Origin of the sequence: Aeromonas sp. QDB39 (assembly GCF_027707585.1) — a bacterium.
GTDB classification, from domain to species: Bacteria; Pseudomonadota; Gammaproteobacteria; order Enterobacterales; family Aeromonadaceae; genus Aeromonas; species Aeromonas hydrophila.
Genome location: NZ_JAPCIV010000046.1, coordinates 19,926 through 33,252 on the forward strand (window position 1 = coordinate 19,926; position 13,327 = coordinate 33,252).

General features: G+C 60.9%; 15 protein-coding genes. 13 read left to right on the forward strand and 2 right to left on the reverse strand.

Annotated features, from left to right (window positions below):
• Genes PG899_RS20870 through nqrM form a run of 7 tightly spaced genes read left to right on the forward strand, consistent with a single transcriptional unit; the run spans position 1 to position 5,754 of the window.
• A complete protein-coding gene (locus PG899_RS20870) occupies positions 1 to 1,230 on the forward strand; it encodes an NADH:ubiquinone reductase (Na(+)-transporting) subunit B (RefSeq protein WP_011705062.1) in 1,230 nt (409 codons plus the stop codon).
• A complete protein-coding gene (locus tag PG899_RS20875) occupies positions 1,220 to 2,008 on the forward strand; it encodes a Na(+)-translocating NADH-quinone reductase subunit C (RefSeq protein ID WP_011705063.1) in 789 nt (262 codons plus the stop codon). The genes PG899_RS20870 and PG899_RS20875 overlap by 11 nt, the downstream gene beginning before the upstream one ends.
• Positions 2,001 to 2,633, forward strand: coding sequence for an NADH:ubiquinone reductase (Na(+)-transporting) subunit D (locus tag PG899_RS20880; protein ID WP_005303545.1), 633 nt, complete (start codon positions 2,001 to 2,003; stop codon positions 2,631 to 2,633). Before PG899_RS20875 ends, PG899_RS20880 begins: the two co-directional genes overlap by 8 nt.
• 3 nt (positions 2,634 to 2,636) lie before the next feature.
• Entirely contained in the window at positions 2,637 to 3,233 is a 597-nt protein-coding gene (gene nqrE, locus PG899_RS20885; protein WP_005303538.1) for an NADH:ubiquinone reductase (Na(+)-transporting) subunit E, read from the forward strand.
• Positions 3,234 to 3,250: 17 nt separating this feature from the next.
• Positions 3,251 to 4,474 carry an NADH:ubiquinone reductase (Na(+)-transporting) subunit F gene (gene nqrF / locus PG899_RS20890; RefSeq protein WP_011705064.1) on the forward strand — a complete coding sequence of 408 codons (1,224 nt, stop codon included), beginning with the start codon at positions 3,251 to 3,253 and terminating at the stop codon, positions 4,472 to 4,474.
• 3 nt (positions 4,475 to 4,477) lie between these two features.
• Positions 4,478 to 5,518 (forward strand): FAD:protein FMN transferase ApbE, encoded by a 1,041-nt coding sequence (locus tag PG899_RS20895; protein WP_011705065.1) that lies wholly within the window; start codon positions 4,478 to 4,480, stop codon positions 5,516 to 5,518.
• An 11-nt stretch (positions 5,519 to 5,529) separates the two neighbouring features.
• Positions 5,530 to 5,754, forward strand: coding sequence for a (Na+)-NQR maturation NqrM (gene nqrM, locus PG899_RS20900; protein ID WP_011705066.1), 225 nt, complete (start codon positions 5,530 to 5,532; stop codon positions 5,752 to 5,754).
• 88 nt (positions 5,755 to 5,842) lie between these two features.
• On the opposite strand, the gene PG899_RS20905 is transcribed toward nqrM, so the two are convergent.
• Complete coding sequence (locus tag PG899_RS20905) at positions 5,843 to 6,055, reverse strand: hypothetical protein (protein ID WP_029301604.1); 213 nt, start codon at positions 6,053 to 6,055, stop codon at positions 5,843 to 5,845.
• A 132-nt stretch (positions 6,056 to 6,187) separates the two neighbouring features.
• Here PG899_RS20905 and dinB point away from each other — a divergent pair, with 132 nt between their 5' ends.
• The 6 genes from dinB (at position 6,188) to rlmM (ending at position 12,791) form a co-directional block, all read left to right on the forward strand.
• A complete protein-coding gene (dinB, locus tag PG899_RS20910; protein ID WP_077095278.1) occupies positions 6,188 to 7,240 on the forward strand; it encodes a DNA polymerase IV in 1,053 nt (350 codons plus the stop codon).
• A 68-nt stretch (positions 7,241 to 7,308) separates the two neighbouring features.
• Positions 7,309 to 9,450, forward strand: a complete 2,142-nt coding sequence (locus tag PG899_RS20915) for a methyl-accepting chemotaxis protein (RefSeq protein WP_077095277.1) — start codon at positions 7,309 to 7,311, stop codon at positions 9,448 to 9,450.
• 283 nt (positions 9,451 to 9,733) lie between these two features.
• Positions 9,734 to 10,654: a transcriptional regulator GcvA gene (locus tag PG899_RS20920; RefSeq protein WP_005303519.1), complete on the forward strand. Its 921-nt coding sequence runs from the start codon at positions 9,734 to 9,736 to the stop codon at positions 10,652 to 10,654.
• Positions 10,647 to 11,285 carry an alpha/beta fold hydrolase gene (locus PG899_RS20925; protein WP_077095276.1) on the forward strand — a complete coding sequence of 213 codons (639 nt, stop codon included), beginning with the start codon at positions 10,647 to 10,649 and terminating at the stop codon, positions 11,283 to 11,285. Before PG899_RS20920 ends, PG899_RS20925 begins: the two co-directional genes overlap by 8 nt.
• A 32-nt stretch (positions 11,286 to 11,317) precedes the next feature.
• The gene (locus tag PG899_RS20930) at positions 11,318 to 11,704 is read left to right on the forward strand and encodes a DUF423 domain-containing protein (protein WP_077095275.1); all 387 of its coding nucleotides are present in this window, start codon (positions 11,318 to 11,320) and stop codon (positions 11,702 to 11,704) included.
• The gene (rlmM, locus tag PG899_RS20935; protein ID WP_016349849.1) at positions 11,697 to 12,791 is read left to right on the forward strand and encodes a 23S rRNA (cytidine(2498)-2'-O)-methyltransferase RlmM; all 1,095 of its coding nucleotides are present in this window, start codon (positions 11,697 to 11,699) and stop codon (positions 12,789 to 12,791) included. The genes PG899_RS20930 and rlmM overlap by 8 nt, the downstream gene beginning before the upstream one ends.
• Before the next feature lie 70 nt (positions 12,792 to 12,861).
• On the opposite strand, the gene PG899_RS20940 is transcribed toward rlmM, so the two are convergent.
• Positions 12,862 to 13,257, reverse strand: a complete 396-nt coding sequence (locus PG899_RS20940) for a hypothetical protein (RefSeq protein WP_333563660.1) — start codon at positions 13,255 to 13,257, stop codon at positions 12,862 to 12,864.
• Positions 13,258 to 13,327 lie beyond the last annotated feature (70 nt).

Genomic DNA, 13,327 nt, shown 5'->3' on the forward strand with positions numbered 1-13,327 from the left:
ATGAGTTTCAAGCAACTTCTTGAAAATATGGAACATCACTTCGAGCCGGGTGGCAAGTACGCCAAGTACTATGCCCTGTTCGAAGCGGCGTACACCCTGTTTTATACCCCGGGTTCCGTGACCCGCAATGCCGCCCACGTCCGTGATGCGATCGATCTGAAGCGCATGATGATCATGGTGTGGCTGGCCGTGTTCCCGGCCATGTTCTGGGGCATGTACAACGTCGGCAACCAATCCATCGCCGCCATCGCCCATCTGGGCACGGCTGCCGGTGCCGACACCTGGCAATACACCATAGCCACCCTGCTGGGTGCTTCGCTGGATCCGGCCGTCGCCGGCATCGGCAGCAAGATGCTGATCGGTGCTGCCCACTTCCTGCCCATCTACCTGACCGTGTTCCTGGTCGGTGGTTTCTGGGAAGTGCTGTTCGCCATGGTGCGCAAGCACGAGATCAACGAAGGTTTCTTCGTGACCTCCATCCTGTTCGCGCTGATCGTGCCGCCCGAGCTGCCCCTGTGGCAAGCTGCCCTGGGTATCACCTTCGGTGTGGTGCTGGCCAAGGAAGTGTTCGGTGGTACCGGCAAGAACTTCCTGAACCCGGCGCTGGCAGGTCGTGCCTTCCTGTTCTTCGCCTATCCGGGCCAGATCTCCGGTGATGCAGTCTGGGTTGCCGTCGACGGCTACTCGGGTGCCACCGCGCTGAGCCAGTGGGCCCAAGGCGGCCAGATGGCCCTGATCAACGGTGCCACCGGCCAGACCATCAGCTGGATGGATGCCTTCCTTGGCAACCTGCCCGGTTCCATCGGTGAAGTCTCCACCCTGATGATCCTCATCGGTGCGGCCATGATCGTCTACATGCGGATCGCCTCCTGGCGCATCATCGCCGGTGTGATGATCGGCATGGTAGCGACCTCCCTGCTGTTCAACGTCATCGGTTCCGATACCAACCCCATGTTCAACATGCCGTGGCACTGGCATCTGGTGCTGGGCGGCTTCGCCTTTGGTATGGCCTTCATGGCGACCGATCCGGTCTCCGCTGCCTTCACCAACAAGGGCAAGTGGTGGTATGGCGCCCTGATCGGGGTGATGGTGGTGCTGATCCGGGTGGTGAACCCCGCCTTCCCGGAAGGCATGATGCTGGCCATTCTGTTTGCCAACCTGTTTGCCCCCTTGTTTGACCATTTCGTGGCGCAGGCGAACATCAAGCGGAGGATCGCTCGTGGCGTTTAATAAAGACTCTACTGTCGGCACCCTCACCATAGTGACCGGTCTGTGCCTGGTCTGCTCCATCGTGGTCTCCGTGGCCGCCGTGGGACTGCGTCCGGCCCAGCTGGAAAACCGGGCGCTGGACAAGCAAAGCAACATTCTGTCCGTCGCCGGTGTCGATATCAGCAGCGTGGCCAAGCGCGATCTGGCCCAGCTGTACGGTGACAAGATTGAAGCGCGTCTGGTCGATTTGACTACCGGTGAGTTCGTTGACGGCGATGCCGACAACTTCGATACCAAGCTGGCGGCAAAAGACCCGGCCAAGAGCATTCGTCTGGCCCCGGCCGACGACAAGGCCGGCCTGCGTCAAATCTCCAAACTGATCCCGGTGTTCTTCGCGAAAGATGCCGAGGGCAAGGTCGACAACATCATCCTGCCGATCTACGGCCAGGGTCTGTGGTCCACCATGTACGCCTTCGTGGCGGTCGCGGCCGATGGCCAGACCATCAAGGGCATCACCTACTATGACCACGGTGAAACCCCGGGTCTGGGCGGCGAGATCGAAAATCCGGCCTGGCGCGAGCTGTTCGTCGGCAAGAAGCTGTTCGATCAGGATGGCATGCCGGCACTGCGGGTGATCAAGGGTCATGCTCCGGCTGGTTCCGAGCATGAGATCGACGGCCTGTCCGGCGCGACCCTGACCGGTAACGGCGTACAGCATACCTTCGACTTCTGGATGGGTCCCAAGGGCTTCGGTCCTTTCCTGGCCAAGGTTCGTGCAGGAGAAATCAACAATGGCTGACAAGAGCGAAATGAAAAAGTTGCTGTTGACGCCTGTGCTCGGCAACAACCCCATCGCACTGCAGGTGCTGGGGGTCTGTTCCGCGCTGGCCGTTACCAGCCAGATGAAGACGGCGTTCGTGATGACGCTGGCCGTTACCGCGGTCACCGCCTTCTCCAACCTGTTCATCTCCCTGATCCGCAACCAGATCCCGAACAGCGTGCGGATCATCGCCCAGATGGCGGTGATTGCCTCGCTGGTTATCGTGGTTGACCAGGTGCTTAAGGCGTATGCCTACGACATCTCCAAGCAGCTGTCGGTGTTCGTCGGCCTCATCATCACCAACTGTATCGTGATGGGTCGTGCCGAAGCCTACGCCATGAAGAGTGCCCCGCTGCCCTCCTTCCTGGACGGTATCGGCAACGGTCTGGGTTATGGCGCCGTGCTGCTGACCGTGGCCACCGTGCGCGAGATCCTGGGCTCCGGTACCTGGTTTGGCATCGAACTGCTGCCGCTGGTGAACAATGGCGGCTGGTATGTGCCCAACGGCCTGCTGCTGCTGCCGCCGAGTGCGTTCTTCATCATTGGTCTGATCATCTGGGGCGTACGCACCAAGGATCCCAAGCAGGTGGAGGCGAAGGATTAAGGTATGGAACACTATATCAGTCTGTTGATTCGCTCGATCTTCATCGAGAACCTGGCGCTCTCCTTCTTCCTGGGGATGTGTACCTTCCTGGCGGTGTCCAAGAAGGTCAAGACCGCCATGGGCCTGGGGATCGCCGTTATCGTGGTTCAGACCGTGGCCGTCCCGGCCAACAACCTGATCTACAACTACGTCCTCAAGGACGGTGCCCTGGTTTCCGGCCTGGATCTGAGCTTCCTGAGCTTCATCACCTTTATCGGGGTGATCGCGGCACTGGTGCAGATCCTGGAGATGGCGCTGGACAAGTACTTCCCGGCTCTCTACAACGCGCTCGGTATCTTCCTGCCGCTCATCACCGTGAACTGCGCCATCTTCGGTGGCGTCTCCTTCATGGTGCAGCGTGACTACAACTTCGTTGAGTCCGTGGTCTATGGCGTGGGTTCGGGTGCCGGCTGGATGCTTGCCATCGTCGCGATGGCGGGGATCCGCGAGAAGATGAAGTATTCCGATGTTCCAGAAGGCCTGCGCGGCCTCGGCATCACCTTCATCACCGCGGGTCTGATGGCGCTGGGCTTCATGTCCTTCTCTGGTATTTCCCTGTAATCGGAAAGGAAATATAGATGGAAATTATTCTGGGTGTGGTCATGTTCACCGTGATCCTGCTGGCCTTGGTGGCAGTCATTCTGTTCGCCAAGTCCAAGCTGGTGACCGCCGGTGACGTGACAATCAGCATCAACGGCGACCCGGCCAAGGCTGTGACCAGCCCGGCGGGTGGCAAGCTGCTCGGTGTGCTGGCCGGCAGCGGTATCTTCGTCTCCTCCGCCTGCGGCGGCGGCGGCTCCTGTGGTCAGTGCAAGGTACGGGTGAAATCCGGCGGCGGCGATATCCTGCCGACCGAGCTGGATCACATCAGCAAGGGCGAAGCCCGTCACGGCGAGCGTCTGGCCTGTCAGGTCACCGTTCGTTCCGACATGGACATCGAACTGCCGGAAGAGATCTTCGGGGTGAAGAAGTGGGACTGTACCGTCATCTCCAATGACAACAAGGCCACCTTCATCAAGGAGCTCAAGCTGCAGATCCCGGATGGCGAGAGCGTGCCGTTCCGCGCCGGTGGTTATATCCAGATCGAAGCGCCGGCTCACCACGTGCAGTACAAGAACTTCGATATTCCCGAGGAGTATCGCGGTGACTGGGATCGCTTCAAGATCTTCGAGCTGGAGTCCAAGGTCAACGAGCCGATCATCCGTGCCTACTCCATGGCCAACTATCCGGAAGAGTTCGGCATCATCATGCTGAACGTGCGGATCGCGACCCCGCCGCCGAGCAACTGGACTGCCCCTCCCGGCCAGATGTCCTCCTACATCTTCAGCCTGAAGGCTGGCGACAAGGTGACCATCTCCGGTCCGTTCGGCGAGTTCTTCGCCAAGGACACCGATGCCGAGATGGTGTTCATCGGTGGTGGTGCCGGTATGGCGCCGATGCGTTCCCACATCTTCGATCAGCTGCGCCGTCTGAAGACCAAGCGCAAGATGAGCTTCTGGTACGGTGCCCGTTCCAAGCGCGAGATGTTCTATGTCGAAGACTTCGACATGCTGCAGGCCGAGAACGACAACTTCCAGTGGCACGTCGCCCTGTCTGATCCGCAACCGGAAGACAACTGGGACGGCTACACCGGCTTCATCCACAACGTGCTGTTCGAGAACTATCTCAAGAACCACGAGGCGCCGGAAGATTGCGAGTTCTACATGTGCGGGCCTCCCGTGATGAACGCAGCCGTCATCAACATGCTGAAAAACCTCGGTGTTGAAGACGAAAACATCCTGCTGGATGACTTTGGTGGTTAATCAATGCACAGTGTTGTAAAGACCTGGCTAGCCTTCGGGCTAGCCTTTTTCTTGACTGGGTGCGGTCAGGAACAAACGGTCCAATCGAAGCCGGAGATCCACATCACCGGCAGCACCATGGGTACCTATTACTCCATCAAGGTGGCGGACAGCGTCATCACGGATCCCGCCAAGTTCCAGGCCGAAGTCGATGTGCTGCTGGAGCGGGTCAACGATCAGATGTCGACCTACCGCCCGGATTCCGAGCTGTCGCGCTTCAACCAGCATCGCGGCTCGACGCCGGTGGTGGTCTCCCGCGATACCGCGCGGGTGGTGACCGAGGCCATTCACATTGGCCGTGAGAGCCGCGGGGCGCTGGACGTCACCGTCGGCCCCTTGGTCAATCTGTGGGGCTTCGGGCCCGATGCCAGGCCGACCAAGATGCCCTCCGACGAGCTGATCACCCAGACCCGCCAGAAGACCGGGCTCGGCAATCTGCACGTGATCACCTCGGCCGATGCCGATACCCTGCAAAAGGACATCCCGGATCTCTACGTGGATCTCTCCGCCATCGCCAAGGGCTTTGGGGTCGACAAGGTGGCCGAGTATCTGGAGTCCATGGGCTCACGCAACTATCTGGTGGAGATCGGCGGCGAGCTGCGGATCAACGGCGTCAACGGCAAGGGGCACCCCTGGCGCGTCGCCATCGAGAAGCCGACCGCCAACGCCGGTTCGGTGCAGGAAGTGATCGTGGCCGGTGACAACGGGGTGGCTACCTCGGGCGAGTACCGCAACTATTACGAGCTGGACGGCAAGCGCTTCTCCCACACCATTGATCCCATGACCGGCAAGCCGATCCAGCATCGGATGGTGTCGGTGACCGTCATTCACCCCTCCTGCATGACCGCAGACGGGCTGGCGACCGTGTTCATGGTGCTCGGGCCCGAGAAGAGCCTGGCCTATGCCAAGGAGCGGGGCTTGGCTATCTTCGTGATCACCAAGACGGATGATGGTTTCGAGGAGTCCTACTCCGATGCCTTCAAACAGTATCTGGTTAGAAAATAAGGGGCGGTAACATGCAGATTTTTTTGATCACCTTCGGGGTATTTCTGGCGGTAGTGGTGGCCATGGCCATCGGTTACATCTTCCAGAAGAAGACCATCTCCGGCTCCTGCGGCGGGCTCGGCAGCATAGGTATCGAAAAAGAGTGTGATTGCCCGGAACCCTGTGACAACCGCAAGAAGAAGATGGCCAAGGAAGAGGCCCGTCGCAAGATGCTGGCGGAGAACCGGATCATCTGAGCGGACAGGGCGCCGAGTCGTACTCGACCCCGTGCCGGATAACCGACGGGCTGACCTGATGGTCAGCCCGTTATTTTTTGCAAAAGACTCAGTAGTCGTATTGCTGGCAGGCTTTCTTTTTGAACTCAGCCCGCCAGCGTGCCAGCTCCTCCCGGGTGCCCAGCTCGTCGCCCTGTTTGATGGCCTGCTCCAGCGCCGCGATGCGGTCATACAGCCAGCTGCATTCGGCGGTCGGGTTGTCCTTGCTGCTGCCCGGCTGTGCCAGCAGGCAGAGCCCCAATCCCAGCCAACCTATCTTCATCTCACCCTCCTTGCATGATGCGCTAACCAATGGTGCCTTAAGAGTCTATATCTGACCCTCATTTCATGCCGATGGCAGAAATGGCAGCACTGGGTTAGCATAGGCAGGTTACCTGTTTATTCGTACAGTGGTATGCGCAAGATCATTCACATCGACATGGACTGCTTCTATGCCGCGGTAGAGATGCGGGACAACCCGGCCCTGCGCGAGGTGCCGCTGGCCATCGGCGGCTCGGCTGACAGGCGCGGCGTCATCTCGACCTGCAACTATGTGGCGCGCCGCTTCGGGGTGCGCTCCGCCATGCCGAGCGCTCTGGCTCGCAAGCTCTGCCCGCCGCTGGTGCTCATTCCCGGTCGGATGGCGGTCTACAAGGAGGTTTCCCGCCAGCTGCGGGCCATCTTCCTGCGCTACACCGAGCAGGTGGAGCCGCTCTCCCTCGATGAGGCCTATCTCGATGTGACGATGAGCCCCTGCTGTGGTGGCAGTGCCACCCTGATGGCCCGCGAGATCCGCGCCGCGATCAACACCGAGCTGGGGTTGACCGCCTCGGCCGGGGTGGCGCCCAACAAGTTTCTGGCCAAGCTCGCCTCCGAGCAGCACAAGCCGGACGGCCTGTTCGTGATCCGCCCGCAGGAGGTGGATGAGTTCGTGCGCCAGCTGCCGCTTGGCAAGTTGCCTGGCATCGGCCGCAAAACCGCGGATCGGCTGGAGTCGCTCGGCCTTTACTCCTGCGAAGATGCCCGCCAGCTCGGCAATGAGGAGCTGATCGCCCGTTTCGGCAAGCTCGGGGAGATGCTGGCCGGGCGGATCTGGGGCCACGACGAGCAGCCGGTGCAGGCCCAGCGGGTGCGCAAGACCATAGGGGTGGAGACGACGCTCGCCAGCGACGTGCTGGATGAGGCCGCCTGCTGGCAGGTGCTCCGCCAGCTCATCCCCGAGCTGGAGCAACGTTTCTCGGTCAGCCACGGCAAGGAGCAACTGATGGGGCAGGGGATCAAGCTCAAGTTCGCCGATTTTCAGCAGACCACCGTCTACCGGCGCGGCGGTTACCAGCCGGAGCGGTTTCACGATCTGCTGCACGAAGGCTTGCTGCGGGCGCAGGGCAAACCCATTCGGCTACTGGGATTGGTGGTCGGCCTGCCTGCGGCCGGCGAAGTGAACCAACTTGCCCTGGATTTAGCGTGATAAGGTTAAGTTTTTGTTTCTAAAACCGATACACTGATCACATCTGTAAAAAGCTAGGAAATGGTGGCATGAGTTCTCTTTCTGTTCAGGGACGGATCACCCTGATCGCCGGTTGTTGTTTGTTGGCCAGTGCCGGAGCCTTGGTGGCCTCTTCCCTCTTCAGTGCTGCCAACATGCAGGATCAGGTGCTGACCTCCACCACGGCGGAAGCCCAGAGTGCGGCCGAAAACTGGATGAAGGCGATGGGTTCGGAGCAGGCGGCCAAAGTGACCAGCTATCTGGACGAGGCCTACTTCCGGGCCACTCTGCTGGGGCAGGGGATCCTGTTCCAGCGCAAGAATGCGGCCGACAACTTCGGCTCCTCCGAAACGCTGCGTACCGCCGTCAATCAGCAGTTGCACGACGCGGCCGCCTCCTCTGACAACCTGCTCGGCGTCTATGCGGTGTTCGAGCCGGATCAGCTCGACGGTGAAGACAGCAATTATCATGGCTCCAACGCGCTGGGCTCCAACGATCAGGGCCGCTTCTCCACCTATTGGGCGCGGGTCGACGGCAAGATCGAACCCGAGGTGCAAAACGAATCCGTGCTGGCGGACGAGAGCCCGACGGCGGCCGGCGGGGTGGAGAACGAGTGGTATCGCTGCAGCATCCGCAGCAAGGCGCTCTGCCTGCTGGAACCCTATCTCGATGATGTGGGCTCGCAGAAGGTGTTGATGACCTCGGTGACTGTGCCCCTGCTGGAGCAAGAGAAGCTGCTCGGCATGGTCGGCGTCGATATCTCGCTGACCGCGCTGCAAAGCCTGGTCAAGGAGATGGATCAGGAGCTCTACGAGGGGCAGGGCAAGGTGCTGCTGGTCAGCAGCCAGAGCCGTGTCGCCGGCGTGGACGGCTTCGACGTCACCCTGGGCAGCCCGCTCGGCCAGCAGTATCAGACCCTGGCCGGCGAGCTGCAAGGTTGGCTGGGTCAGGGACAGGTCAGCAGCCGCTGGAGTCCTGACGGCACCCTGCTGCAGACTTTCGTGCCGGTCAAGATGCGGGGCACCGAGCAGAAATGGGGCATCTACATCGAACTGCCGCGCAGCGTGGTGCTGGCGTCGGCCCTCCAGCTGCAGGATGATCTCTCCGGTCAGGCCAGCCGCAGCGTGATGACCCAGCTGCTCATCGGCGGTCTCATCTCGGCGGTCGCGCTGATCTGCATCTGGCTGATGGCCCACCAGATAGTGGCCCCCATTCGCGCCGTGGTGGCCCGCCTCAAGGACATTGCCAGCGGCGAGGGGGACCTCACCCAGCGCATCGAGCTGCGCCGTGACGACGAGATTGGCGAGCTGGCCAAGTGGTTCAACAGCTTCCTGAACAAGCTGCAGAGCACCATCAGCCAGGTCATCGATACCGTGGCCGGCACCCGGGCCAGCGCCGAACAGGCGGCCAGCGTTGCCGAGCGTACCAGTGCCGGCATGCAGGCCCAGTATCAGGAGGTGGATCTGGTGGCGACCGCGTTCGAGGAGCTGAGCGCCACCGCTCTGCAGGTAGCGGGCAATGCCAATTCGGCGGTCGCCGCGGCCAATCAGGCGGATACGGCGGCGCAGGAGGGCAAATACGTGGTGGCGGATACCCAGGAGGCGATGCGCAAGCTGATGGCGGTGATCAGCGACGCCAAGCCGGTGGTGGAGCACCTGTCAGCCAACAGCGAGAACATCAACGATATCCTGGTGGTCATTCAGGGGATTGCCGAGCAGACCAACCTGCTGGCGCTCAACGCCGCCATCGAGGCGGCGCGGGCCGGTGAGCAGGGCCGTGGCTTTGCGGTGGTGGCGGATGAGGTGCGCAATCTGGCGGGTCGCACCCAGAACGCCATCGTCGAAATTCAGACCCTCATCGGCCAGCTGCAGTCCGGCACCGAGGCCGTGGTGAAGGCGATCATGACCGGCCACAGCCAGGCGGATCTGACGCTCACCAAGGTGGACCTGTCGGTCAGCGTGCTGGAGCAGATCATCCACGCGGTGGCGACCATCCATCAGATGAACGAGCAGATTGCCAGGGCGGCGCAGGAGCAGAGCGGGGTGGCGGACGAGATCAATCGCAACGTCAGCAACATTCGCGATGTGAGCCACACCATCCGTGCCGAGGCGGCCAGCTCCGCCGAAAACGGTCGCGAGTTGTCGGCGCTGGCCGACAAGCAGCAGCAACTGGTGGGGCAGTTCAAGGTATAGGGATAAGAAAAAAGGCGCCATCCAACCGGAGGCGCCAAACACATTCAGATGACAGACTGGGTTAAATCGGTCCGATTTAAACCCCTCTTCCCGCAGAGGAAGAAACACAACACCACAATCGCAGTCCAGTGACTCACAAAAATCACATGTAAACCAACATGGAAGAGAAAAAGTGAGCCATATGACAACGGATTGCGAAGCGAATTATGTTTATTCACTGGTCGACCCGCAACCGACAAATTATAATGCGGCCCATTAGAAAAACTCATCGTCGGCTGGTCTCATGTCTCGTCGTTTACCCCCGCTCAATGCACTGAAAGCATTCGAAGCCGCGGCTCGTCATTTAAGCTTCACCCGGGCTGCGGAAGAGCTTTTCGTGACCCAGGCTGCCATCAGTCACCAGATCAAGGCGCTGGAAGAGTACCTCGGCATCAAGCTGTTTCGCCGCAAGAACCGCTCCCTGTTGTTGACCGAGGAGGGGCAGGGCTACTTCCTCGACATCAAGGACATTTTCACCTCCATCTCGGAGGCGACCGACAAGCTGCTGGCGCGCAGTGCCAAAGGGGCGCTCACCGTCTCTTTGCAGCCGAGTTTCGCCATCCAGTGGCTGGTGCCGCGGCTGGTAAAGTTCAGCGAGCGCCACCCCGACATCGATGTGCGGATCAAGGCGGTGGACATGGACGAGGGCTCGCTCACCGACGATGTGGACGTGGCCATCTATTACGGCCGTGGCAACTGGCCTGGGCTGCGCGCCGATAAGCTGCACACCGAGTATCTGATCCCGGTCTGTTCGCCGTTGCTGCTGACCGGTCCCAAGCCGCTGCGTACCCCGGACGATCTGACCCGCCACACCCTGCTGCACGACACCTCCCGCCGTGACTGGAAGGCCTGGTTTCGCCAGCTCGACATCGATGCGCCCAACGTCAATCAGGGGCCCATCTTCAGCCACTCCACCATGGTGATCCAGGCGGCCATTCACGGCCAGGGGGTGGCCCTTGGCCACAGCGTGCTGGCCCAACCCGAAATAGAGGCCGGCCGCCTCATCTGCCCGTTCGAGCAGGTGCTGGTGAGCAAGAACGCCTTCTATCTGGTGTGCCAGGAGCAGCAGTCCGATCAGGGCAAGATAGTCGCTTTCCGAGACTGGATGCTGGAGCTGGTGGAGCAGGAGGAGGCCCGTCGCCGGGCACGGCTGGCCGATGCCTGAGGTGATCCGGGAGGGGGCTGTCGATGCCCCCGTCCGCATTTTGCTGGCCCACGGTGCCGGCGCGGGCATGGAGCACGCCTTTCTGGCCGAGTTGTCACGCCTGCTGGCCGGGCCGGACATCGAGGTGGTGCGCTTCAACTTCCCCTACATGAGCAAGCGCGCGCTGGATGGTAAACGCAGACCGCCGGACAGGCAACCCGTGCTGCTGGCGCACTGGCGCCAGATGGCGAAGGAGTTTGCTCATCCTCGGCTGTTTCTGGCCGGCAAGTCGATGGGCGGGCGGATGGCGGTCGAACTCTATCAGGATGGCGAGGACGAGATGAATGCTGCAGGATTGCTCATTCTCGGGTATCCTTTCCACCCCCCGGCCAACCCCGACCGCTGGCGGGGTGACGTGCTCAAGCAGATCAAGACGCCGACCCTGCTGTTGCAGGGGGAGCGCGATACTTTCGGCACCCGTGCCGAACTGGCTGATTTTCCCTTCTCACCCGCCGTATCGGTCCATTGGCTGACCGATGGTGATCATGGCTTCAAACCGCGCAAGAGCAGCGGGGTGAGCGAGCAGGAGAACCTGCGGCAGGCGGCCGGGCAGATCAAGAACTTCATTGCGACCATCCCGACACGAACATGAGGATGGGAAGCGAAACGACGAGGAGGCAAGGGATGCAATTCCATCGACATTGGCTGGTGCTGGCGGGCGTGTTCGGCCTGACGGCAACCCTGCTGGGGGCCTACGGTGCCCATGGTCTGGCGGCTACCGGAATTGAGCCTTCACGTCTGGCGGCGTTCAATACCGCCGTGCAGTATCAGTTTTTCCACGCCCTGGCCCTGCTGGTGCTGGGGTGGTGCGGTGTGCGCAGCAAGGTCATCACCTTTGCCGGCACCGCCTTCGTGCTGGGGATCCTGGGATTCTCCGGCAGTATTTATGCCATGGTGCTGCTCGGCAGCAAGGGGCTGGGGCTGATTACCCCGGCCGGTGGCCTCTGTTTTATGTTGGGATGGGCGGCTCTGATATGGGCTGGCTGTCGTCTTGGAGGAAAAAATGAATAATCTGCTGCTTTATTGCCGCCCCGGTTTTGAGAAAGAGGCGGCGGCAGAGATCACCGAGCGTGCCAGTAACATGCAGTGCTACGGTTTCGCCCGGGTCAAGGACGACAGCGGTTACGTGATATTCGAGCTGTATGACGAGGAGCAGGCCGATCTGCTGGCGCGCAAGCTGCCGTTCAGAGAGCTCATCTTCATTCGCCAGATGCTGGTGGTGACCCATGAGCTGAAGGATCTGGATCTGTCGGATCGCATCACCCCCATCCTGGAGGCGACCCAGGGTTACGCCATCTGTGGCGATCTGCGGGTGGAAACCGCCGATACCAACGAGGCAAAAGAGCTGTCAGCTTTCTGCCGCAAGTTCACCGTGCCACTGCGTCAGGCGCTGCGCGGCAACGAGTTGCTGACCAAGAAGGAGACCCCGCACCGGCCGGTGTTCCACGCCTTCTTCCTGGCCAATGATCACGTGTTGCTGGGTTACTCCTACTCCTTCAACAACTCCGAATTCCACATGGGCATCCCGCGTCTGCGCTGCCCGGCCGATGCCCCGAGCCGCTCCAGCCTCAAGCTGGAAGAGGCCTTCTACGTGTTCGTGCCGCGGGAAGAGTGGGACCTGCGCCTCACCTCCGGCATGAAGGCCGTCGACCTGGGCGCCTGCCCGGGTGGCTGGACCTATCAACTGGTACGTCGCGGCATGATGGTGACGGCGGTGGACAACGGCATGATGGCCCAGTCTCTGATGGATACCGGTCAGGTCAAGCACATCCGCGACGATGGTTTCGTGTGGCGGCCGAGCAAGAAGAACACCTATTGGCTGGTGTGCGACATGGTGGACAAGCCGGCGCGGGTCACCCACATGATCGCCGACTGGTTCCGGGAGAGCGATTGCCAGGAGGCAATGTTCAACCTCAAGCTGCCGATGAAGAAGCGCTACGCCGAGGCGGTGCACAACATCGAGGTGCTGCGCGAGCTGCTCAAGGAGATCGACAACGCCTTCGTGATCCAGGCCAAGCAGCTCTATCACGATCGCGAAGAGATCACGGTGCACGTCTACAACAAGTACTGGGTTTCCAAGCTCTCCGCCAAGGAGTAATTGCTGGTGATGAGCCATTGACCACAAGGCCGACAATCCACGGGTTGTCGGCCTTGTCATTTCTGCGTCCTCAGAAACGGTAATCGAAGCGCAGCGAGGATTCGCCGTCGGTGAGCTTGAGCTCGATGTCGAGCGGTATGGTGCGATCGGTCGGGCTGAACTCCAGCTTCACCCCGTTGCCGCGCAGCTTGATGGAGGTGTTCATGCCGGCGGTCTTGAACTTGATCCTGGGTTTGTGCTGTTCGAAGGAGAGACTCACGCTCTTCTCGGCGGTCAGGTTCAGTTTCTGGTAGGGAGTGACCTGACTATTGCCATCGCTGTCGGTCACGACATCCATCCCGAGGGAGAGCGGTTTGGGTGCCTTGAGCAGGTCGTTGGTATCCACGTTGGAGCGCCAGACCTGGCTGGCCTGCTGGGAAGAGGGGGGCAATTGCGGCCAGGCATTCTCGACCGGTCTGTCGGTAATCCCCCCGAAAAACCAGGGTGCTCATAAGTAGAATTTTCCCGTACCTTGAACGCAGGAGGTTCTACATGAA

Bases quoted from the DNA above. Each gene is read 5' to 3' on its own strand.
- PG899_RS20930 (WP_077095275.1), top strand. From the start codon at position 11,318: ATGCAATTCCATCGACATTGGCTGGTGCTGGCGGGCGTGTTCGGCCTG.
- PG899_RS20925 (WP_077095276.1), top strand. From the start codon at position 10,647: ATGCCTGAGGTGATCCGGGAGGGGGCTGTCGATGCCCCCGTCCGCATT.
- nqrE (WP_005303538.1), top strand. From the start codon at position 2,637: ATGGAACACTATATCAGTCTGTTGATTCGCTCGATCTTCATCGAGAAC.
- PG899_RS20920 (WP_005303519.1), top strand. From the start codon at position 9,734: ATGTCTCGTCGTTTACCCCCGCTCAATGCACTGAAAGCATTCGAAGCC.
- dinB (WP_077095278.1), top strand. From the start codon at position 6,188: ATGCGCAAGATCATTCACATCGACATGGACTGCTTCTATGCCGCGGTA.
- nqrF (WP_011705064.1), top strand. From the start codon at position 3,251: ATGGAAATTATTCTGGGTGTGGTCATGTTCACCGTGATCCTGCTGGCC.
- rlmM (WP_016349849.1), top strand. From the start codon at position 11,697: ATGAATAATCTGCTGCTTTATTGCCGCCCCGGTTTTGAGAAAGAGGCG.
- nqrM (WP_011705066.1), top strand. From the start codon at position 5,530: ATGCAGATTTTTTTGATCACCTTCGGGGTATTTCTGGCGGTAGTGGTG.
- PG899_RS20905 (WP_029301604.1), bottom strand. From the start codon at position 6,055: ATGAAGATAGGTTGGCTGGGATTGGGGCTCTGCCTGCTGGCACAGCCG.
- PG899_RS20880 (WP_005303545.1), top strand. From the start codon at position 2,001: ATGGCTGACAAGAGCGAAATGAAAAAGTTGCTGTTGACGCCTGTGCTC.
- PG899_RS20895 (WP_011705065.1), top strand. From the start codon at position 4,478: ATGCACAGTGTTGTAAAGACCTGGCTAGCCTTCGGGCTAGCCTTTTTC.
- PG899_RS20915 (WP_077095277.1), top strand. From the start codon at position 7,309: ATGAGTTCTCTTTCTGTTCAGGGACGGATCACCCTGATCGCCGGTTGT.
- PG899_RS20870 (WP_011705062.1), top strand. From the start codon at position 1: ATGAGTTTCAAGCAACTTCTTGAAAATATGGAACATCACTTCGAGCCG.